Origin of the sequence: Hyunsoonleella sp. 2307UL5-6 (assembly GCF_047345485.1) — a bacterium.
Classification (GTDB): Bacteria; Bacteroidota; Bacteroidia; order Flavobacteriales; family Flavobacteriaceae; genus Jejuia.
The window spans coordinates 251,719-273,514 of sequence record NZ_JBLFEN010000005.1 but is presented as its reverse complement, the minus strand read 5'-3'; the positions used below and the strand labels follow the sequence as shown (position 1 = coordinate 273,514).

Annotated in this window: 15 protein-coding genes; 7 read left to right on the top strand and 8 right to left on the bottom strand. The window is 33.1% G+C overall.

What is annotated here, in order from left to right:
* Nucleotides 1-3,594: M14 family zinc carboxypeptidase (locus ACKGJY_RS11250; protein WP_413973987.1), on the bottom strand; the 3,594-nt coding region annotated here is incomplete at its 3' end.
* 217 nt (nucleotides 3,595-3,811) lie between these two features.
* On the opposite strand from ACKGJY_RS11250, the gene ACKGJY_RS11245 reads away from it, so the two are divergent.
* Complete coding sequence (locus tag ACKGJY_RS11245) at nucleotides 3,812-5,485, top strand: ABC transporter ATP-binding protein (protein WP_413973986.1); 1,674 nt, start codon at nucleotides 3,812-3,814, stop codon at nucleotides 5,483-5,485.
* 349 nt (nucleotides 5,486-5,834) lie between these two features.
* On the opposite strand, the gene ACKGJY_RS11240 is transcribed toward ACKGJY_RS11245, so the two are convergent.
* Nucleotides 5,835-6,728: an alpha/beta hydrolase gene (locus ACKGJY_RS11240; protein WP_413973985.1), complete on the bottom strand. Its 894-nt coding sequence runs from the start codon at nucleotides 6,726-6,728 to the stop codon at nucleotides 5,835-5,837.
* A gap of 164 nt (nucleotides 6,729-6,892) precedes the next feature.
* Here ACKGJY_RS11240 and ACKGJY_RS11235 point away from each other — a divergent pair, with 164 nt between their 5' ends.
* Nucleotides 6,893-8,851 (top strand): acetoacetate--CoA ligase, encoded by a 1,959-nt coding sequence (locus ACKGJY_RS11235; RefSeq protein ID WP_413973984.1) that lies wholly within the window; start codon nucleotides 6,893-6,895, stop codon nucleotides 8,849-8,851.
* On the opposite strand, the gene ACKGJY_RS11230 is transcribed toward ACKGJY_RS11235, so the two are convergent.
* From ACKGJY_RS11230 to ACKGJY_RS11215, 4 genes are all read right to left on the bottom strand, one after another.
* Nucleotides 8,852-11,197 (bottom strand): penicillin-binding protein 1A, encoded by a 2,346-nt coding sequence (locus ACKGJY_RS11230; RefSeq protein ID WP_413973983.1) that lies wholly within the window; start codon nucleotides 11,195-11,197, stop codon nucleotides 8,852-8,854.
* 64 nt (nucleotides 11,198-11,261) lie between these two features.
* Nucleotides 11,262-11,759: a gliding motility lipoprotein GldH gene (locus tag ACKGJY_RS11225; RefSeq protein WP_413973982.1), complete on the bottom strand. Its 498-nt coding sequence runs from the start codon at nucleotides 11,757-11,759 to the stop codon at nucleotides 11,262-11,264.
* Entirely contained in the window at nucleotides 11,737-13,044 is a 1,308-nt protein-coding gene (locus ACKGJY_RS11220) for a stage 0 sporulation family protein (RefSeq protein WP_413973981.1), read from the bottom strand. Before ACKGJY_RS11220 ends, ACKGJY_RS11225 begins: the two co-directional genes overlap by 23 nt.
* Nucleotides 13,045-13,251: 207 nt before the next feature.
* Nucleotides 13,252-14,331 (bottom strand): rhodanese-related sulfurtransferase, encoded by a 1,080-nt coding sequence (locus ACKGJY_RS11215; RefSeq protein ID WP_413973980.1) that lies wholly within the window; start codon nucleotides 14,329-14,331, stop codon nucleotides 13,252-13,254.
* 681 nt (nucleotides 14,332-15,012) lie between these two features.
* Between ACKGJY_RS11215 and recA the strand changes: the two genes are divergently transcribed.
* From recA to ACKGJY_RS11195, 4 genes are all read left to right on the top strand, one after another.
* Nucleotides 15,013-16,014, top strand: a complete 1,002-nt coding sequence (gene recA / locus ACKGJY_RS11210) for a recombinase RecA (protein WP_413973979.1) — start codon at nucleotides 15,013-15,015, stop codon at nucleotides 16,012-16,014.
* Nucleotides 16,015-16,175: 161 nt separating this feature from the next.
* Nucleotides 16,176-16,586 carry a hypothetical protein gene (locus tag ACKGJY_RS11205; RefSeq protein ID WP_413973978.1) on the top strand — a complete coding sequence of 137 codons (411 nt, stop codon included), beginning with the start codon at nucleotides 16,176-16,178 and terminating at the stop codon, nucleotides 16,584-16,586.
* Nucleotides 16,587-16,623: 37 nt separating this feature from the next.
* Nucleotides 16,624-17,166 carry an RNA polymerase sigma factor gene (locus tag ACKGJY_RS11200; RefSeq protein ID WP_413973977.1) on the top strand — a complete coding sequence of 181 codons (543 nt, stop codon included), beginning with the start codon at nucleotides 16,624-16,626 and terminating at the stop codon, nucleotides 17,164-17,166.
* The gene (locus tag ACKGJY_RS11195; RefSeq protein ID WP_413973976.1) at nucleotides 17,166-18,725 is read left to right on the top strand and encodes a hypothetical protein; all 1,560 of its coding nucleotides are present in this window, start codon (nucleotides 17,166-17,168) and stop codon (nucleotides 18,723-18,725) included. The genes ACKGJY_RS11200 and ACKGJY_RS11195 overlap by 1 nt, the downstream gene beginning before the upstream one ends.
* A 109-nt stretch (nucleotides 18,726-18,834) precedes the next feature.
* On the opposite strand, the gene ACKGJY_RS11190 is transcribed toward ACKGJY_RS11195, so the two are convergent.
* On the bottom strand, nucleotides 18,835-19,413 hold the full coding sequence (locus ACKGJY_RS11190; protein WP_413973975.1) for a hypothetical protein: 579 nt from the start codon (nucleotides 19,411-19,413) through the stop codon (nucleotides 18,835-18,837).
* Nucleotides 19,414-19,975: 562 nt separating this feature from the next.
* Nucleotides 19,976-20,713, bottom strand: coding sequence for a lysophospholipid acyltransferase family protein (locus tag ACKGJY_RS11185; protein ID WP_413973974.1), 738 nt, complete (start codon nucleotides 20,711-20,713; stop codon nucleotides 19,976-19,978).
* A gap of 114 nt (nucleotides 20,714-20,827) precedes the next feature.
* On the opposite strand from ACKGJY_RS11185, the gene trpS reads away from it, so the two are divergent.
* A complete protein-coding gene (trpS, locus tag ACKGJY_RS11180) occupies nucleotides 20,828-21,796 on the top strand; it encodes a tryptophan--tRNA ligase (RefSeq protein WP_413973973.1) in 969 nt (322 codons plus the stop codon).

Sequence of the window (21,796 nt, the reverse complement as noted above, 5' to 3'; positions counted from 1 at the left end):
AGTACCTGCTGTGTTAGTATCTACTACATCGCCACCAATTACAATTGCTGCGGTTATATCGCCATCTAAATCGTCTGTAGCTGTTGCGCCTGCTTCTGTGTAAACATCACCGAGACTTAAATCTATGATTACTGCACCGTTTATTGTGATGACTGGTGCTGTGGTGTCTGGTATTATATTTATTGTTCTTACTTCTTGCGTTGCAGGGTTTCCTGCGGCATCAGTTACATCATAAGTTACTAAATAAGTACCTGCTGTGTTAGTATCTACTACATCGCCACCAATTACAATTGCTGCGGTTATATCGCCATCTAAATCGTCTGTAGCTGTTGCGCCTGCTTCTGTGTAAACATCACCGAGACTTAAATCAATAGTTGCTGCACCGTTTAATGTGATGACTGGTGCTGTGGTGTCTGTTTCAATTGTAGACAAATTAATATCATCTATTGCAATATCAGCTTGCCATGTACTACCTACAAATCTGTTAAGCCTCAATTGAACACTGTTACCTGCGTAAGAGGTTAAATCCAGATTAACTGGCAACCATGTATTTCCTTGATTTCCTGACTGGCTCCATAAACTCGTCCAAGTAGCACCATCATCGTTGCTAATCTCCACATCAATTGTACCCACATCAGATGCTCCAAACATGTGGTATTGAAAACTAAAACTTGCCTGAGACGCATTTGACAAATCAAAACAAGGCGATACTAAGAGAGCTCTTTTGTTGGGGTAACCAGTACCATTAACAGAAGCTTCTACATAAATATAGCTTGAGCCTTGTATTGCAGATGAAGGACCTGTATTATTCGAAGGTGTCCCTCCTGAATCTACCAACCAATTTAAATCGTCTCCTGATACTTGAGACCATGCTCCAATAGAGCCTTCGAATCCTTCGGTATAAGGAAATGTTGTTATTCCTGAAGAACAACCTACTACAGTAACCGTTGAAAAATTAATAAGTGCTGTATAATTGGAATTAGTAGTTGCGCACTTAGCTCTTACTTGAGCTTCATAAGCAACAGGATTTGTTAAACCCGTTATAGTTGTGGTAGCAGTAGTTAAATTATTAATATCTATCCAATTTTGAGTTCCTACTTCTCTATATCTTAAATCGTAAGATGCAGATGAGATATTATCCCAACTTAAAGTAGCGGCAGTAGAGGTTATGTTGCTACTTGCTAAACCTGTAGGCACTGATAAAACGCAGGGTGTTTCAATACTTATTACCCTAAAATCATCAAAAGTAAATCCATCAAAGGTTGTTGTTAAATCGTCTTCTCTATTTACGCTATCACTTTTTAACCTAAAACGAACCTGGACATTGTTTGCACCGAGCAAAAAACTATTTTCGGTGGCATTAATATAAATTTCTTCCATAACCCACTTATCCATCGTATCACCATCGTAAACTATATCTCCGTTGTTAGATTGGTGGTTTCTAAAAGCATTGGTATTTTTATTCAAATGAAAATTAGTATTAAAAGCTGCTGCAGGTTTATTGTAGTTTCCGCATAGTGCATTCCAACTATTTCCACCATTGGTACTTGCCTCTATTTGAACCAAATCGTAATTTCTTTCTAAATCCCATTTGGCATAAAATTGAATTAGAGATTGAGACGTTCCTGATAAATCTATTACAGAATTTAAAGTAATGGCCTTATTGGTATTATTACTGTAAGACCCAGAAGGAGAATCTGTTATAGCAGCAGATCCAGAATAAGCGTCTGTAGTTGTACCCCAACTACCGCCTGTGGTTGTCCAATTACCTATTCCTGTTACATCTGGATCATCTTGAAAAATCACGTTAGATTGATAATACTTTACATAATTGGCTTGATAGAGTACAAAATCATCATTACTTAGTGTAACTTGAAATTCAATTTCGTCATTAGGTTGAATTCCAGCATCAAGTGCATAAGGCACTACTAAATTTCTTTGTTCTAACTTAGTCCAACCTGTTTGAACAGAAGGTGATGTTATAGATGTGATGTTTGACGACACTGGCGTTACCGTTAGCGTTATATCATCGTATGTTTTGCCAAGGTATTCTATTCCAAAAGTTAAGTCGCCAGCGGTTGAGTTAATATCACTAGTATTCAAATCATGTAGTTTAGCAAACTTTCCAGAATACAATACTGAAAGAAAATTGATACGCATTGCCCTTTGTGCAATAGGTGTAATCTCTGATGGGGCAGGCCAAAAATCATCACCATTTTCTGGAGCAAAAGCCAAAACATCTTTACCAGAACCAGAGCTAGTTTGTCCGCCAGATGTAACAGATACTCCTCCAAGCATCCAATCGTTTACATCGCCATTTGCAGAAGTTAAGGTATTAGGAGCAGAACCATAAATATAACGGTTGTAGTGCGTTAAATCGTGACATATTTTTGCATACTCATCTTCTCTTCCAGAATCTGCAGCATTTAAATTACCATTGTATGATGAGGTAACTATAGAGTTTAATCCCGAATGGTGATTTACACCAACCTTAACATCATGATTTAAAACAAAATCTTGTACAATTTGTGTTTCTGGCTCAGAACCTGCCGAGGCACCCCTGTAAACATTACTCGAAGCAGTAGGTGAAGATCCAGTATTATCAAAACCCCAGTAATAATTAAAATTTCTATTTAAATCTATACCTCTTACATTGTTTGAAGTGTTAGTCGTTCCATTATCGGCAATTCCAGGTCTTAAATTTTTACGCTGTAAACCACCACCATTTGGCGCAATTACCTCATTCCATCTTAAACCATCTGGATTCATAATTGGTATAAAGTATAACTCTTGATTATCTATTACATTTTTTACAAACGGGTCGCTATCATAATTTTCTAACATGTACCACATAAAGTACATTATATTCATTAAACTATTTACCTCTCTAGCGTGAGTCATTCCTGTAATTAGAGTTTCTGGCTCAGAAGCTTCATCTATATCTGGATTATCAGATATTCTCACATAATAAATAGTTTGTCCTGGCCATGTAGTGCCGCCTGTAGAATTACCATGTGTAGTTTGCCCTGTTGAAGATGCATCTGTTTTAACCGAAATTAGATTTGGGTACAAACTGCGCATTAAATCTAACTGCGCTAATGTTTCACTAACCGTTAAACAACCGCCCATACTTCCTAGTTGATAATTTGTAGGTACTGGCCAATTTATTTCCTCACACTCATCATGTTGGGTAGGATTACCTACTAGAATATTTTGTAAACTCAAACTTTTTTGAGTAGAAGAACTGTTTATTTGTTGCTTCGGTTTCTTTTTTAAAGTCCTAAGTTTATTCTTAGCTATTGGTAATTCAAAAGCATTTCTTTGACTGTAATAGCTAGTTAAATCATCAATTAATATATTATAACTAATACCGCTTTTTTGTAGCACTAATATTTCATTATAACTCAACTCTAATTCTAAGTTGTTATTAATAAATCGCGGCCCGCAAGATAAATCTATACCTGCTTTTTGAATTTTGTGAATTGTATTGTGAGAGGGATTTACAATTGAAATACGTTTTGGACTATTGTTTTCTTGAGAAAAAACAAATAAAACACTTAATAATAGCACAAAGGTTATTGTATACTTTTTCATATTGGTTGGTTAATTAATTTTTAAATTGCATTTAAAGTAATATATAATTTTAAGAAAATACTGACTATAAATGTTAATTTTTTAGTCAAAAACTAAATTTATGGGTTATCCTTATTATTTTTGAAGTAAAAGCCTACATTTTTATTATAGTTAACAATTGTATTTTAATGTTTCTATTTAAGTATATTTGAAAGAACCAGTTTATTTTATTTTCTAAATGTCTTCTATTTTATCTATTTCTAATTTATCAATCGCATTTAACAAGAATGAAGTTATACACAACATTTCATACCATCTAGATGAAAACGAAATCTTAGGTATTGTTGGAGAATCTGGTTCAGGAAAATCGGTATCATCATTAGCAATACTAGGGCTATTGCCAAAACGAATTTCTAGAATTACATCAGGAACAATATTATATAATGACATTGACTTAACACAAACCTCAAGTAGAGCTTTTCAAAATATAAGAGGTAAAAAAATAGCTATGATTTTTCAAGAACCTATGAGTTCTTTAAATCCATCAATGACTTGTGGTAAACAAGTGCAAGAAATACTTTTACAACACACCGATTTATCAAAAACAGATGCAAAAACAGAAACACTTTCTTTATTTGATAAAGTAAAACTTCCTAATATTAAACGTGTTTTTAAATCGTATCCCCATGAAATTTCTGGAGGGCAAAAACAACGCGTAATGATAGCTATGGCTATTGCTTGTAAACCTGATATTTTAATTGCAGATGAACCTACAACCGCTTTAGATGTTACTGTTCAAAAAGAAATAATACACCTGCTAAAAGAGCTTCAAGCAGACACTAAAATGAGTATCATTTTTATTACTCACGATTTGGCACTTATTTCGGAAATAGCAGATAGAGTTTTAGTAATGTATAAGGGTGAAATTGTTGAACAAGGCGCTATTTCAACCATTTTTAAAACCCCAAAAAACAATTATACAAAAGCATTAATTAATTCTCGTCCTTCTCTAGATAAACGTTTAAAAGTATTACCAACCATTAAAGATTTTTTAGAAAATACACCTAAATCTGAAATAATTACACCAGAACAAAGACAACAATCTCATAAATTACTCTATAACAAAACACCTTTACTAGAGGTAATAAATATCGAAAAAACATATATTTCTAAATCTGGATGGTTTTCTAAACCACAACTATTTAAGGCTGTTAACGGTGTAAGTTTTAAACTGTATGAAGGCGAAACTTTAGGTTTAGTTGGTGAGTCTGGTTGTGGAAAATCTACTTTAGGTAATGCTATTCTGCAATTAGATAAAGCAACAGCTGGATCTATCTTATATGATGGAAGAGATATTACAAGGTTATCAAAATTGGAAATTAGAAAACTAAGAAAAGACATTCAAATAATTTTTCAAGACCCTTTTGCATCTTTAAATCCTAGAATTCCAGTTGGAAAAGCAATACTAGAACCCATGAAAGTGCATCGTCTTTTTAATTCAGACGAAGCACGTAAAACTAAAGTGTTAGAGATTTTAAAACGTGTAGGCTTATCTGAAGATTATTTTAATAGATACCCTCATGAATTCTCTGGTGGACAACGCCAGCGTATTGGTATTGCAAGAACCATAGCGTTGCAACCTAAACTTATTGTTTGTGATGAGTCTGTTTCTGCATTAGATATTTCGGTACAAGCACAAGTGCTTAATCTGCTAAACGAATTAAAAGAAGATTTTGGATTTACATATATTTTTATCTCTCACGATTTGGCTGTTGTAAAATATATGGCGGACCAGTTGCTGGTTATGAATAAGGGTAAAATTGAAGAACTAGGTGATGCCGATGTTATTTATGCAACACCTAAAAAAGCGTATACTAAAAAGCTTATTAATGCAATTCCAAAAGGGATTTAAAACAAAAACCTTGCTTAAAATCTGAATTATCAGACTTAAAGCAAAGTTTTAAACATTTAGCTTATCTTCTAGAGATTAAAACATAAATATTTTTTTTGTAAGATAGAGAAAACTCTTTACAAAACGCATTTGTTCATGAAGCGTTTCCTTAAATTTACTATCTCTTTTAGTAGGTTGTTCAGGTAGATTTATTGCCATATCTGTTAGGTTTTAAGTTCATGGTAGATTTGGGGAAATCTATATTAATTTGGTTTCTTTGGGGACTGCTAATATCTACTTTTATTTCAATTTAAACGATTAAAAACATATAAAATCGATGAAATGCATTTTATTTTAACATTATTGAACTTTATTCTAAACTTTGCCTTTCTAAAAAATTAAAAAGTTTTGTTTTATAGCTTTTTCCTCCAGATCCGAATAAATCAAAATGCCCACCACCCTCTACAATTACTAATTCTTTATCTTTTGATTTTAGATTCTCAAAAATAGCTTTACCATAAGAAACGTTTATATTTTTATCTACATCGCCATGACAGATCATTACAGGTTGATTAATATTACTAGCAGACTCCACTGGAGACACATTATCTGGATTAAATTTAGCTATAATACCAGCTTCTTTTAATGAAATATTGCACGCAAATTTTAAGGAAACGCCATAGCAAATTCGTTGTTGATAATCATATACTATTTGTCTTAAATTTGCAAACGAACTTTCTATGATTCCAAAACTTAACCTAGAATCATATTCAAGAGCTTGAAGCGCTATTGCAGCACCTAAGGAGTTACCCCAAATTCCTACTTCAGTATCTGGCGTGTTTTTCTTAATTGTAGTCACAATAGCTTTTATGTCTCTTCTTTCAAAAGCACCATAAGTTGTGTATAATCCTTCACTCTCACCATGTGCTCTGTTATCAAATAACCAACAATCGTAACCCGCTTTTGATAAACTTATAGCTAGTTTAGAGAAATGTTCTTTGCACCCTCCTATACCATGAACCAAAATTAGTGAAGCTTTTGTTGTAGGTAATTTAGATTTTACATAATAGCCTTTGAGTATAATAGAGTCAAAAGAAACAACATCTATCTTTTCATATTCAAATTGTTGTGTTTCTAAGTAGTTAATACCATTTATTCTAGGTGGTTGAATTATAGCATAAGGCAATACATGAATTGGTACTAGATAACAACTAAGAGGTAAAATAATAGTTAAAGCAATTAAAAGCTTGTACCTTTTTTTCAAAACAAAATAATTAAGAGTTTCAGATGAATATACATTCTATTTACGAATTAGAATTTAAAAATATATAAATACGGTTTTGAATATCTTGTTAAGTTAATAAGTATTTTAGTGTTCACTTAATTATACTTTTCTAAATATTTATATTTGATAAAAGTATTTAATTTATGAAAAAACTTTGGGAAGGTTCTGATGTATTTAAATCAAAAAGTAATTTACAAGCTTATTCTATTTGGCTTGAGAAACATTACAACCTAAAGTTTAATACTTACGAGGATTTGTGGCAATGGTCTACAAACCATATTGAGGATTTTTGGGAAAGTATTTGGCATTATTTTAAAATAACATCCTACGCACCATACTCTAAAGTAGTATCGTCTCATAATATGCCAAATTGCAGATGGTTTGAAGGCGCTACTTTAAACTATGCAGAACATATTTTTAAAGCATCTAAACCTAAAGAAACAGCTATTTATTTTAGTAATGAGCGTGGGTTAAAGCAAAACATCTCATGGCAAGAATTGGAAGATAAAGTTGCAGCAATGGCCACCTATTTAAAATCTCTTGGAGTTATAAAAGGAGATAGGGTAGTTGCATGTCTTCCTAATGTTCCAGAAGCTACCGTTGGGTTTCTTGCTGTAAATGCTTTAGGTGCTATATGGTCTAGTACTTCTCCAGATTTTGGAACTGAAAGTATAGTAAACCGTTTTGCACAAATAAAACCCAAGGTGCTTATTACTGTAGATGGTTACAGTTATAATGGTAAACCTTATGATAAAACTGATGTTGTTAAAGCAGTCGTTGCAAAACTTCCAACCTTAAAAAAGATCATCCTTTTACCGTATCTTAATAAAGACGCCTCAAGTAATTTTTCAGATGAATACGTCAATATACATTCAATATTCAAAAAGGATACTGCTGTATTAAAATTTGAACCTGTAGATTTTAATCATCCTATGTGGGTATTATATTCTTCTGGCACAACAGGATTACCTAAAGCCATTGTACATTCTCATGGTGGTATTTTATTAGAACATTATAAATACATGGCATTTCATAATGATGTTCATGACGGCGAACGTTACTTTTGGTTTACTACGACAGGTTGGATGATGTGGAACTTTCTACAATCTGCGCTCCTTATGGGTGCTTCTATACTATTATATGACGGCTCGCCAACATATCCGAAATTTGATACACTTTGGAAATATTCGAGTGATTTAAAAGTAAATCACTTTGGTACTAGCGCTCCTTATCTAGTAGCTAATATGAAAAAACAAACCCATCCAAAATCTAAATATGATTTATCATCGATACGTTCTATAAGTTCTACCGGAGCACCTTTACCTTCTGAAGCGTTTGATTATGTATATGAATCTGTAAAAACTAATGTTTGGTTAGCCTCTATGGCGGGAGGTACGGATGTTTGTACTGCTTTTGTTGGCGGCTCTCCTTTACATGCTGTACATTCTGGTGAAATTCAATGTAGAGCTTTGGGTGTTTCGTTATTTGCTTTAGATAGCAAAGGTTTACCTGTAGAAAATGAACTTGGTGAAATGGTAATTGATAAACCCATGCCCTCAATGCCTATTTACTTTTGGAATGATGAAAACAACGCGAAATACAAAGCATCTTATTTTGAGGATTATCCTGGAAAATGGCGTCATGGTGATTTTATAAAAATAAACTCTAAAACTAAAGGGTTAGTAATTTATGGTCGCTCTGATGCTACTTTAAATCGGCATGGTATTAGAATTGGCACCAGTGAAATTTACAGCGCAGTACATAAAGTTGAAGGTATTGAAGATGCCCTAATTATTAATTTAGAATTGGATGAAGGCAAACACTATATGCCTTTATTTGTAAAGCTTAAACCTAATTTTAAACTGACTGAAGATTTAAAATTAAATATTAACCAACAACTAAAATCGGATTATTCGCCGCGACACGTCCCTGATGAAATTATAGAAGTTGCTGATATTCCATACACCATTAGCGGTAAAAAAATGGAAGCACCAATTAAAAAAATAATGTTAAAAATGCCTATTGAAACTTCTATAAATATGGATGCGATGCGTAATCCTGAGTCCGTTCAATTTTTCATTGAGTTTGCAAAACGAATTTGATTAAAACTCTAAATCTTCTGGAATTTCATCGTCTTTTAAGTCATCCGCATCAATAACTGTTTTACCAGTAGCTTCGGAACAGTCTACAGTTATTGAAAGGTTTTTAGGCGCTTCAAAATCTTCTTTAGAAATTTTTAAAGTTTCGTCAGCATAACAACTCTTCATATATAAAGCCCAGATAGGTAGTGCCATTACCGCTCCTTGTCCGTAAGTAATTGTTTTAAAATGAACCGATCGCTCTTCACCACCAACCCAAACACCCGTAACTAAATTAGGTACCATGCCCATAAACCAACCATCACTTTGATTTTGAGTAGTTCCTGTTTTTCCAGCTATAGGATTCATTAATTCATAAGGATATCCTGTAACAACTTCTTTATATTCTGCTCTATTTCTTTTATAAGTATGACGTAAGCTAGCACCAGAACCAGATTGTGTAACGCCTTCCATAAGTTTTGTAGCTACATACGCAGTTTCTTCACTTAAAATATCTCGAGTTTCTGGTGTAAATTGATATAAAATTGTACCATTTTTATCTTCTATACTTGTTACCATTACAGGTTTTGTATAAACGCCTTTATTGGCAAATGTAGAATAAGCGCCAACCATTTCGTAAACACTAATATCTGGCGTTCCTAAAGCAATTGAAGGTACTGGAGGCACATCAGATTCTATACCTAGTTTTACTGCTAAATCTGCAACTGTTTGCGGCCCTACCTTATCAATTAATCTTGCAGTAATGGTATTCACAGAATTTGCAAGTGCATTTTTTAAAGTTCGGTTTCCACCATAATCGTTATTAGAATTTTTGGGACACCATTCTTCAGGATTACCAAACTTATTCGCTTCTATACAAAAAGGCGTATCTGGAAATTCATCACATGGCGAAAAATGCAATTGATCTATAGCAGCAGTATACACAAATGGTTTAAATGTAGACCCTATTTGTCGCTTCCCTTGCTTCACCATATCATATTGAAAATGCTTGTAATCCATACCTCCAACCCAAGCTTTTACATGGCCTGTACGCGGGTCCATAGACATCATTCCCGTTCTTAAAAAAGATTTGTAATAACGCATAGAATCCACAGGTTTCATAATGGTATCTATTTCGCTTGGTTGTCCTTCTTTCCATGCAAAAACCGACATTGAAACTGGTTTATAAAATGATGCAACAATCTCTTTATCCGATTTTTTTAAATCGTATTTCATATGTCTCCAACGTTCAGATTGTTTCATAGAACGATTCAACAAGCTTTTTATCTCGTCATTATCTAATTCCAAAAACGGTGTTGTTGGATTTCGCTTTGGCGTATTTTGTACAAAAAACTCAGCTTGTAACCTTGGCATGTGCTGTTGTACAGCATCTTCGGCATACTTTTGCATGCGAGAATCTATAGTGGTGTAAATAGTTAACCCATCATTGTATAAACTCCATTTTGTACCATCTGGTTTTGGGTTTTTCTTTATCCAATCCTTCATAAAAGTGGCCAAATAGCCTCTAAAATAAGTAGCCATCCCATCACGATGTGATTGTGGTGTATATTTTAAATCAAGTTCAGTGTTTTGTAAAGAATCTTTAACTGCTTCATCTATATAATCATACTTATGCATTTGTGCTAAAACCACATCGCGCCTATTTTTAACGCCAACAGGGTTTCTTCGAGGATTATAAAGTGATGAATTTTTAAACATCCCCACTAACATTGCAGACTCTTTTAAGGTTAACTCTTTAGGTTCTTTATCAAAATAAATACTTGCAGCACTTCTAATACCATCGGCATTATTACCAAAATCATAAATATTAAAATACTGCGCAATAATTTCTTCTTTAGTATATTGCGTTTCTAAGCGAGTAGCAATAACCCATTCTTTAACCTTTTGTGTTATAGCTTCAAATTTATTTCGAGACCTTACTCCAACAAATAGTTGTCTTGATAGTTGTTGAGAAATTGTACTCGCTCCACCTCTTCCTCCAAGAAAAAAAAGTGCTCTTAACGTTCCACGTGCATCAATACCAGCATGATCTCGAAATCTCGCGTCTTCTGTAGCGACTAATGCATCTACTAAATTTTTTGGTAATTCTTCAAAACCAACAGGCGTTCTATTATCATTAAAGTAAAACTTACCTATAGTTTTTCCATCAGATGAAATAATTTCAGTAGCTAAATTTGTTTTAGGGTTTTCTAACTGGGTGTGATCTGGCATTTCGCCTAATGCACCCCAAGACGCTAATAAAAACACTAAAACTATTGCTAAAATGCCACCTAAAAACACCATCCAAAACCATCTGATGTATTTTGAAAAGCTTGTAACTGGAGCTGGAGTTTTTTTTGCTTTTGCCATGTACTATTCTATTTTAATCATCTAAATACTATTTCGTTTAAGCGAAATCACTCGATGTAACTATTTAATTGTTATTTGGTTTTTCTATTCTAAAACCTACATCTGTAATACCCTCTAAATTTTCAACGCCATTTACTTTTCCGCTTTCGCGCATAGCGTGCTGAATACTAACTTGGTACTCACCATATTCATTAAATACTACACGGTCTTTATACCACAATTTATTTTCTTTAATATCAGTAATACCAGTACCTAAAAGTTTCCCCGAGGCTTCTGCCATACGATATTCTAACGTGTCTTTGATAATTTTCCCATTAGGAAAATTCATCTCTATAATTAAAAATAAATTGTTGTATTTATAAGCGTTGGTATTTCTTAGGTTTACAAATAGGTTATAAGGGTTAACGGTATCTGGTGGGTTTATTTTAAAACGTACTATTGAGTCTTTATGCCATGTATTTGGCACAGCTTTATATTTATCAAACATATGCTGCTCATCACAGGACAAAACACAAAAAACCAATGCTACTATTAAAGCACTATTTTTGATTATTCTTAGCATTTTGTGGTTTCCTTTTGGTGTTGCGCCTTCTTTTATTCTGACCAGAATTTTTGGTATTAGCTGTTTGTTTTCTATCGCCTTGATTGTTTGTATTCCCTTTTGTACTATTTTGGCTCTTGTTATTATTCCTTTGGTTACCCTTATTATTTGCTTGGTTACCCTTGCGTCTATTATTTCTACGTTTTTTATTACGTTTTGGACTATCAAAACGTGTTAAACTATCTTGCCCTACAACGTTTTCAAAAACTGCTTTAGTATCTTCTACAAGGTCTAAGGCGTATTCTTCAAGGCTAGTAACTGTTTTATTTTGTTTGTTTAATACTATGATTTCATTAGCTTGCTCTGTGGTTATTTTATGCCAGTTCATCCACTCGCCTTCATAAGCATACCACATATGGCCTTTAAAAATATCCGTTTTTTGGCAAACTGCGATACCTTTATCCGTTTTAAGTTTTATATCAGTTTTTGGGAATGCTTTAAGTGCATCCAAATAGGTGTCTAATTCATAATTTAAACAGCATTTTAGCTTACCGCATTGTCCTGCTAATTTTTGAGGATTTAAAGACAATTGCTGATAACGCGCCGCAGAAGTACTTACGGACCTAAAATCTGTTAACCATGTAGAACAACACAATTCGCGACCACAACTACCAATACCACCTAATCTTGCCGCTTCTTGACGAAAACCTACTTGACGCATTTCTATACGCGTTCTAAACTCTCTGGCAAATAATTTAATTAGTTCTCTAAAATCTACACGCTCTTCAGCAGTGTAATAAAATGTAGCCTTACTAGCATCGCCTTGAAACTCAATATCAGAGATTTTCATTTGCAACTTTAAGTCTATTGCAAATTGGCGTGCTTTAACCTTCATGGCTTCTTCTCTATCTCTGGCTTTATGCCAGATATCAATATCTTTTTGTGATGCCTTGCGGTATATTTTTAAAATATCTTCACCTTCTGGCGCAGTATTTTTACGTTTCATTTGTACACGCACCAATTCTCCAGTAAGCGTAACCATACCAATATCATGACCCGCCTGAGCTTGTGTAGCCACAATATCTCCAATACTTAATGTTAAATTTTCTGTGTTTTTGTAGTAGTGTTTTCTACCATTTTTATAACGTACCTCAACCCAATTAAAAGGGGTTTCTCCGTTTGGAAGAGACATGTTTGCTAACCAATCAAAAACGGTTAGTTTATTACAACTGTCTGTTCCACAAGTACCATTATTTTTACAACCCTTAGGAGAGCCGTCTTTAGTTGAGCAACTTGCGCATGCCATATGTTATATATTGAATTCGCTAATAATTAAGTTATTACGAATGAAGATTTATATCAAATTCTAAAATAAAGCCAAAAATGCTTTAAGTTGTAAATATATGATTATCTCAGTAGTTATAAAAGAGGATTAACACTATAGCGCCTTCTTTTGATAAAATCTTATCCATAAGGGCTCAACCAAAGTGAGTATATTCTTATTTTTAACTACTTAAGAATTTGGTTTATCTGTCTTTAGCGTTTCAAAAATATTTCTTAAATCCTTTTTGTAGGGTAAATGATCTGCACGCCCTTTTTTAAATATATCGTTGCTATTACCTTGGCCTTTTCTAAGTGCTTTTTGTGCTTCAAATGGTAATGCGTGTATCTCTTTACATGCTGTAGAACAGCAATTATCCATTTCTTCCTTACAAGCATCACATTGTATAAATAACAAATGGCAGGCATCATTAGCACAATTGGTATGAACATCAAAAGGAGAACCACATTGGTGGCATTGCGCTATTACATCATCACTAATTTTTTCGGCACGACGCTCATCAAACACAAAATTTTTACCAATAAATTTATTTTCAAGATTTTTTTCATTTACCTGTCGGGTATACTCAATAATCCCACCTTCTAACTGAAACACATTTTTAAAACCCTTATGTTTAAAATAAGCACTCGCTTTTTCGCAACGTATACCACCAGTGCAGTACATTACAAGGTTTTTATCAGTTTTATGGTCTTTTAAATCATCCTCAATAATATCTAAAGATTCTCTAAACGTATCCACATCGGGTGTTACAGCATTTTTAAAATGCCCAATTTCGCTTTCGTAATGGTTTCGCATATCCACCAAAACTGTATTTTCATCTTCAATAAGCGTATTAAAAGCATCTGCATCAACATGTATGCCTTTATTGGTCACATCAAACGTAGTATCGTTTAAACCATCGGCTACAATTTTATGGCGCACTTTTACTTTTAATTTTAAAAAAGACATGTTGTCTTGCTCCACAGCAACATTCAACCTAATATTTTTTAAAAAAGCAATGGTATCTAAATGCGTTTTAAATTCTTTAAAACGATCTGCGGGAAGTGATAATTGTCCGTTTATCCCCTCTGTAGCCACATAAATTCTACCCAAAACATCAAGAGCATTCCAAGCTATAAAAAGCTGATCTCTTAATTCTTGAGGATTCTCAATGTTGGCATATTGGTAAAAAGAAAGTGTTAATCGGTCTTTGCCAGCTGCCTCAATTAACGCAGCTCTTTCTTTTGCGCTTAAGGTATTGTACAGTTGCATGCTATACTAATTTTTTAAGTTTAAACCACAAAATTACAATTTATTAGCAATTACGCTAATTTAATACCACAATTTGGGGCGCTTCCTGCCTAAGGTCAGGTCGGGCTTTACTCGTTGATTTTTATTTCAGATTAATGTATTCGTGAATATAAATATCTCACTACTCAATCCCTCCTGCGTTGGAAATTTCAAATATGGAGCCAGTACTGAGTATGGTCGAAGCATTCAATCCCTAGAGCACCTATTCGATTGAGTCATTTTTATAACATTAACTGCTTACATACTTGGAAATTCAATTCAAAAAAAAAAGCACTTCTATTAGTAGCGAAGTGCTTTTTTTGAGTAACTCATCATTAAAAAATTTCTCTTTCACATTAAATTTAAGAAGAGTTAACTGCAATGGGCTTCACAATATTTTAAAAATAAATATAAAACTATTGAAACGCCTAGTGCTTTTATAAACAACATGGGATTTGGAATTAATTTTTCTTTTTCACGGCAAAATTTAACCCATTTTAATATTTAGATGCATAAAAAAGAAAAAGGTTGCGTGCTTTATCAAAAAAATATTTTTTCATATTAAAAAAAACCATTAAAAACACTTTTATTCCTGTTGAAAACTATTATTGTAACATCTATAAAGATGTAGTATTTTAGCATGAATATTTTACAAGAAAGACAATGAGCAACGAAAAAGACGCAAAGCTAAAAGCACTAAAACTTACATTAGATAAACTAGATAAAGCCTACGGCAAAGGTACTGTAATGAAAATGAGTGATGCTGCGGTGGTAGATGTAGATGCTATCCCATCAGGATCGCTAGGACTAGATATTGCATTAGGCGTTGGTGGTTATCCTCGTGGGCGTGTGGTAGAAATTTACGGCCCAGAATCTTCTGGTAAAACTACCCTAACACTGCATGCTATAGCCGAAGCACAAAAGGCAGGAGGTATTGCAGCATTTATTGATGCAGAACATGCTTTTGATAGGTTTTATGCCGAAAAATTAGGTGTAGATATTGATAACCTCATTATATCTCAACCAGATAATGGAGAACAAGCTCTAGAAATTGCCGATAACCTAATTCGCTCTGGTGCTATAGATATTGTTGTAATAGATTCTGTTGCTGCATTAACACCTAAAAGTGAGATTGAAGGCGAAATGGGAGATTCTAAAATGGGCTTACATGCACGTTTAATGTCTCAAGCATTAAGAAAGTTAACAGCCTCTATAAGTAAAACCAATTGTACCGTGATTTTTATTAACCAGTTACGTGAAAAAATTGGCGTTATGTTTGGTAACCCCGAAACGACAACGGGTGGTAATGCATTAAAATTCTACGCTTCTGTTAGAATAGATATTCGTAGGTCTACACAAATTAAAAACAGTAACGGTGAGGTTTTAGGAAATAAAACGAGAGTTAAGGTTGTAAAAAATAAAGTAGCACCACCATTTAGAATGTGTGAATTTGATATTATGTATGGCGAAGGCGTATCAAAAGTTGGAGAAATACTAGATGTTGCCGTAGAACAAGATATTGTTAAAAAAAGCGGCTCATGGTTTAGCTACAGCGACACTAAATTAGGCCAAGGTAGAGATGCTGTAAAGGCTATTATTAAGGATAATCCTGAACTTTTTGAAGAACTAGAAGAAAAAATAAAAGTTGCCATTAAGGGTGATTAAGTTCTAACGTAAAAAAACTAAAAAATCCCGTTAATGCGGGATTTTTTAGTTTTATACAAGTAGGTTTAGGTGTTATTTTATAATTTGTACTGTATACAACGCAACCTTTTGATGTATTTTGCATCTTTATAACGTAATAAGTAAACCCAAATTTAATTGTTATGAAAAAGTTTTTTGTTTTAAGCTTTCTAGTAGCTCTACTTTTTTCGTGTAGCGTAGATGATGATTCTGTAAATTTTAATTTAGAATTGTTACCTATAGAAAGTGTTGATATCCCTGAAGAATTTACTTTAGGAGAAGTTTTCCCAATTACGGTAACTTACCAAAAACCATCTACATGCCATGCATTTAGAGAGTTTTATTATGCCAAACACAATAACGAAAGAACAGTTGCAGTAATTAACACTGTAGTTGAGCAGAATGATTGCGAAGATTTACCTGATGAAATGCTTACAGCCACATTTAATTTTCAAGTAACGAGCAATGGCTCGTATATATTTAAATTTTGGCAAGGTAAAGATGATAATGACGAAGATCTATTTTTAGAAATAGAAGTGCCAGTAACCAATTAAAAAACGAAGTACAAACTAAACTAAATCTTTGTGTCATTTGAGTTTAAACCAACTCATAGAAAATTGTAAAGCCAATGATACCAAAGCACAAGGGGAACTATATAAGCTCTTTTCGGGCAAATTATTTTCTACGTGTTTAAAGTATTCGCGCAACTATGCAGAAGCACAAGATAATTTACAGGATTCGTTTTTAACGATATTTAATAAAATAGAACAATATAAACACAAAGGCTCTTTTGAGGGTTGGTTAAAACGTATTACAGTTAATACCGTATTACAGCGTTACCGAAACGAAAAAGTTTTTGATATTATAAATGAAAATATAACCGAAGATGTAGATATTGAGGTTGATGAAGCACAAATTTCCATCGATTTTCTTTTACACATCATACAAGAATTACCAGATAGATATAGATTGGTATTTAACCTTTATGTACTTGATGGGTATTCGCATAAAGATATAGCAGAAATGCTTAAAATTTCTGTAGGCACTTCAAAATCTAATCTAGCTAGAGCTAGACAAATTTTGAAACTAACTATAGAGAAACATAATGAAAAGCAAAATTTACGATCCTTATAATGGGAGATAAAAAACATATTGATAGAATATTCCAGGAAAACTTTAAAGATTTTGAAGTACAACCTGATGATGCTGTTTGGAATACTATAGAAGCTAAACTTAATGCTAAAAAGAAAAAGCGACGTGTGATACCTATTTGGTGGCGTTATGCTGGTGTTGCTGCACTTTTATTACTAACATTCACCATTGGCTCATATATCTTTAATGGTAACGCTTCTAAAAATACTAATCCGCAAGTTGTAGATACAAAACAAACAGATATAAAAAATACAGCTGATGAAAATATCAAGGACATAAATAATGGTATTACCAATACTGATAATTCTTCTATAAGTTCTAATTCTGAAGAGTTTAATACTACACCAGTAACTTCTTCTGGTAAGCAAAAACATAATCAAATTACAGAAGATAAATTGAATGTAAAGCAAAAAGCTATTGCTAATTCAAAAGAACATAATGAGAACATTAAAAAAACATCAATATCTTCTAATGGCATAAATACCTCTAAAGCGCTATTTCAAAATAAGGCTTCTAAATTAGTTGTTGAGAATACTACCGATACACATAAAGCTAAGGATAATTATGAAGTAAAATCTATTAAAAATAATAGCAATACAGCTCGTAATACAAAAGAAATCGCAACTAAAATAGCTCTAAACAATTCAAACTTAAAAACAAACACTACTATAAATTCTAGTACTGCTGAAACTACCAAAGTAGCAGAAATTACTACAAAAAAAGAACAATCTATAGAAGATGCTATTAAAGAAAATACATTACTTACAGAAGACGAAAATACAGAAGGTGTAGCTTTAAACAAATGGAGTGTTTCACCCAATGCTGCGCCTGTTTACTTTAGTAGTTTAGGTAAAGGCTCATCTATAGACGCACAGTTTAACGAAAACTCTAAACGTGGAGAAGTAAATATGAGTTATGGTCTTAACGCCAGTTACGCTATAAACAAAAGGCTTACTGTACGTTCTGGTATAAATCGCGTTAATATGGGGTATAACACAAACGATGTTTTGGTGTTTACCTCGGTAGATGCTAGTGCTAATGCTAAAACTATTAGTACACTAAGCGGTAATGTTCCTAGTAATACAGGTACAATTTCATCTGTAAGTGCGGGTGATAATATATCTATAATGAGTGCTTCTACATTTAAATCAAATAATATTGATGCTTTTGATGCTAATAACACTAGTATTAATCAATCTTTTGGGTTTATTGAGGTGCCTTTAGAATTACAATATGCCATATCTACAAAACGTTTTGGCGTACATGTTATTGGTGGTTTTAGTTCGTTGTTTTTAAATAATTACGATTCGTTTTCTGTAATAGAAGGGCAACGTACCAGATTACAAGAAGCCGATACTAACATAAACAATACAAGCTATAGTGCCAATTTTGGTTTGGGCTTAAATTATAAAGTATCAAAAAAGATTAATTTGAATTTAGAACCTATGTTTAAATATCAAATTAACACATTTAGAAATACGTCTGGCGATTTTCAACCCTTCTTTATTGGTGTGTATACCGGATTCGGCATTAAATTTTAGGTTTTTGGTTAGATTGATATAGGTTTCCCTTTAAGCTCGGAAATTTATATCTAAAAAGAAACTGCTCGTCCCCTCGAGCAGTTTTTTTTCATTCTATAAACAAAATTTATTATAATAGGGCGTCTATATTAGTGGCAGGGTTTTCACCTAATTCTATTCTTTCTCCTGGAGTTATGGTAGGTAAAGGAACGAATAGAGAGGCTATAGGACTTGATGAATAACAAATCTCTGTACCAGTATGTATACCAAGTGTTTTAATTGGTTTAATACTAATATAAACGGTTTTACTACCATCACCTACAGCTTTCTTTATTACTTCTTCACCGCACTTTGGTGAACGACAAGTTTTACAGGTTTTGGTATCTTTACCCTCTATTTCTTTATTATTTTTCAGCAGTTTATCTTCATAACTATCACTAGATATTCTAACAACTGTAAAATCTTTATTACTTGAAAAATAAAATGCCCCTTTGTAAAGATCATTTCCATATTTTTCAGTAAATGCATCCAACTTAGAAGTACTAAAATATACATCTTGATATTCCGGAAAACTCTTAAGAGATAAATCTAACTCAAGATTACCTAGTTTAAATTCTTCTGGAATACTGTCTGAGGCATCATTATCTGAACATGAGAAAATGGCTAAAAATAATATTGAAAGAAATAAGTTTATTTTTACGATTTTCATTTTGATTTGTTTTTGTAATAATTTAAAATTCTTTTTTAAGAAGTCTTTCACTTCAAGAAGTCGTTTTTACTATTAGTTTTTAGGTAATAAAAACTAGCGCTAGTATTGTTGCAACATTATTGTTTCACACTTATTTTGGGAGACTTCTCAAATAACCCAAAATTCATGTTAACATTACAAAACTAAAAAAAAACAATATAAAAGATTTTTTCTTACTTTTTTTAAAATTTGTAATCTTTTAGGCTTTTACTACAGATAAAATTCATAAAACATGATCTGTTGTTAATTGTTAAAAATTTTTAATTGCTGTAAAATAACAACTTTAGATTTTTCATTCAAAGCTTTAGTATTCTCAGCAGTTAACCTCGCAGATAGAATAAAATTATGCAATTTAGCTTTACAAACAATTATTAAACAAGTTAAGTTAATGCGTGTAATACATTAGTGAACTAACTGGATTCGGAATTAAATTTTAGGTTTTTGGTTAGATTGATATAGGTTTCCCTTTAAGCTCGGAAATTTATATCTAAAAAGAAACTGCTCGTCCCCTCGAGCAGTTTTTTTATGTATTATATATTTTTAATTGATGTAATACTATCTTTCTTGAGCTTTCATTTAAAGCTCTAGTTTCGTCAATAGTTAGTCCCGCAGTTGGAATAAACCTATGTATTTTAGCGCGCATCCTTCCAGGGCTTCCACTAAAAAACGTATAAGAAAATCGTTTTTTATTATCAGCAAAAGTTAATGGTACAATAGGTATTTGATGGTTTATGGCTAACCGAAACGCACCATCTTTAAATTGGTCTAATAAAATAGTTTCATCTGGCACACCACCTTCGGGAAAAATACAAATACTTAAACCTTGTTTTAAACGATTCTGAGCTCTTAAAAACACAGCACGCCTGCTCTCTGGAGAACTTCTATCTACCAAAATACACGTGCGCTTATAAAAAAAACCAAATAGTGGAATTTTAGATAATTCTGCTTTACCCACAAACACAAACGGATTTTTAACCGCTACCAGCATCAACATAATATCTGTCATAGAGGTGTGGTTTGCAATAAACATGTAGCTTTTATTGTGTTCGGGTATTTGCTCACGTTCAATTGTATAGCGAAAGCCCATGCCTATTAAAATAATTTTAGCCCAAAGGCGTGCTATCTTAAAGAATAAAGGATACCAAGATTCCTTCAAAATAGAAATTAATAGTATGGGAAATAATATTACAATGGGCAAGGTTACAAGTATGTAAAACCAAATACGGTAAAATACCCAAAATATATACTTAAAAACTTTCATTACCGCCAAAAATAAGCAATTGTATTGAGGTTTTTATGAAATCGTTTACCTTTGCTTTTAATTAAAAATTGAGTTTCACTTAAACGAGATTCCCGCTTTTAAAGGAATGAAATAATGGCAAGAATACTAACAGGCATACAAAGTACAGGAACACCACATTTAGGAAATATTTTAGGCGCTATAATGCCGGCCATAAAAATGGCTGAAGACCCAAACAATGATTCCTATTTATTTATTGCAAATCTGCACACCTTAACACAAATTAAGGATGCGGCAACACTTAGAGAAAACACCTACTCTACAGCCGCAACTTGGTTAGCGTTTGGTTTAGATATTGATAAAACTGTGTTTTACAGACAAAGTGATATCCCGCAAGTAACAGAACTGTCTTGGTATTTAAGTTGCTTTTTTCCATACCAACGGTTAACCTTAGCCCATAGCTTTAAAGATAAAGCTGATAGGTTAGAGGATGTAAACTCTGGGTTGTTTACTTACCCAATGCTTATGGCTGCAGATATTTTGCTGTATGATGCCAATAGTATTCCTGTGGGGAAAGACCAATTGCAACATATAGAAATGACACGCGATGTAGCCTCTCGTTTTCATGCGCAAATGGGTGATACCTTTGTATTGCCAGAAGGCAAAATACAAGAAAACACCAAACTTATTCCTGGTACTGATGGTGAAAAAATGAGCAAGAGTAGAAATAATACTATAAATATTTTTCTAGCAGACAAAAAACTGCGCAAACAAATTATGTCTATTAAAACAGATAGTACGCCTTTAGAAGATCCAAAAGATTGGAGTACTTGTAATTGCTTCGCTATTTATAGTCTACTTGCTGATGCTACACAAATTGCTGAAATGAAAGCTAATTATGAAAAAGGCGGTTATGGCTACGGACATGCTAAACAAGCGTTGTACGAATTGATTATAGATAAATTTGCTATACCTCGTGAACGTTACAACCACTACATGAATAACCTTGAAGAGATTGATAATGCTTTAGCCATTGGTGCTGAAAAAGCTAAAGTTGTTGCTGATGGGGTTTTGAAAAGAGTTCGTGAAAAAGTTGGGTATTAA

Excerpts from the sequence above, each read along its gene's own strand:
- ACKGJY_RS11225 (WP_413973982.1), bottom strand. The coding sequence starts at position 11,759 with ATGCTAAGAATAATCAAAAATAGTGCTTTAATAGTAGCATTGGTTTTT.
- ACKGJY_RS11205 (WP_413973978.1), top strand. The coding sequence starts at position 16,176 with ATGAAAAAGTTTTTTGTTTTAAGCTTTCTAGTAGCTCTACTTTTTTCG.
- recA (WP_413973979.1), top strand. The coding sequence starts at position 15,013 with ATGAGCAACGAAAAAGACGCAAAGCTAAAAGCACTAAAACTTACATTA.
- ACKGJY_RS11190 (WP_413973975.1), bottom strand. The coding sequence starts at position 19,413 with ATGAAAATCGTAAAAATAAACTTATTTCTTTCAATATTATTTTTAGCC.
- ACKGJY_RS11230 (WP_413973983.1), bottom strand. The coding sequence starts at position 11,197 with ATGGCAAAAGCAAAAAAAACTCCAGCTCCAGTTACAAGCTTTTCAAAA.
- ACKGJY_RS11220 (WP_413973981.1), bottom strand. The coding sequence starts at position 13,044 with ATGGCATGCGCAAGTTGCTCAACTAAAGACGGCTCTCCTAAGGGTTGT.
- ACKGJY_RS11235 (WP_413973984.1), top strand. The coding sequence starts at position 6,893 with ATGAAAAAACTTTGGGAAGGTTCTGATGTATTTAAATCAAAAAGTAAT.
- ACKGJY_RS11195 (WP_413973976.1), top strand. The coding sequence starts at position 17,166 with ATGGGAGATAAAAAACATATTGATAGAATATTCCAGGAAAACTTTAAA.
- trpS (WP_413973973.1), top strand. The coding sequence starts at position 20,828 with ATGGCAAGAATACTAACAGGCATACAAAGTACAGGAACACCACATTTA.
- ACKGJY_RS11185 (WP_413973974.1), bottom strand. The coding sequence starts at position 20,713 with ATGAAAGTTTTTAAGTATATATTTTGGGTATTTTACCGTATTTGGTTT.
- ACKGJY_RS11245 (WP_413973986.1), top strand. The coding sequence starts at position 3,812 with ATGTCTTCTATTTTATCTATTTCTAATTTATCAATCGCATTTAACAAG.
- ACKGJY_RS11215 (WP_413973980.1), bottom strand. The coding sequence starts at position 14,331 with ATGCAACTGTACAATACCTTAAGCGCAAAAGAAAGAGCTGCGTTAATT.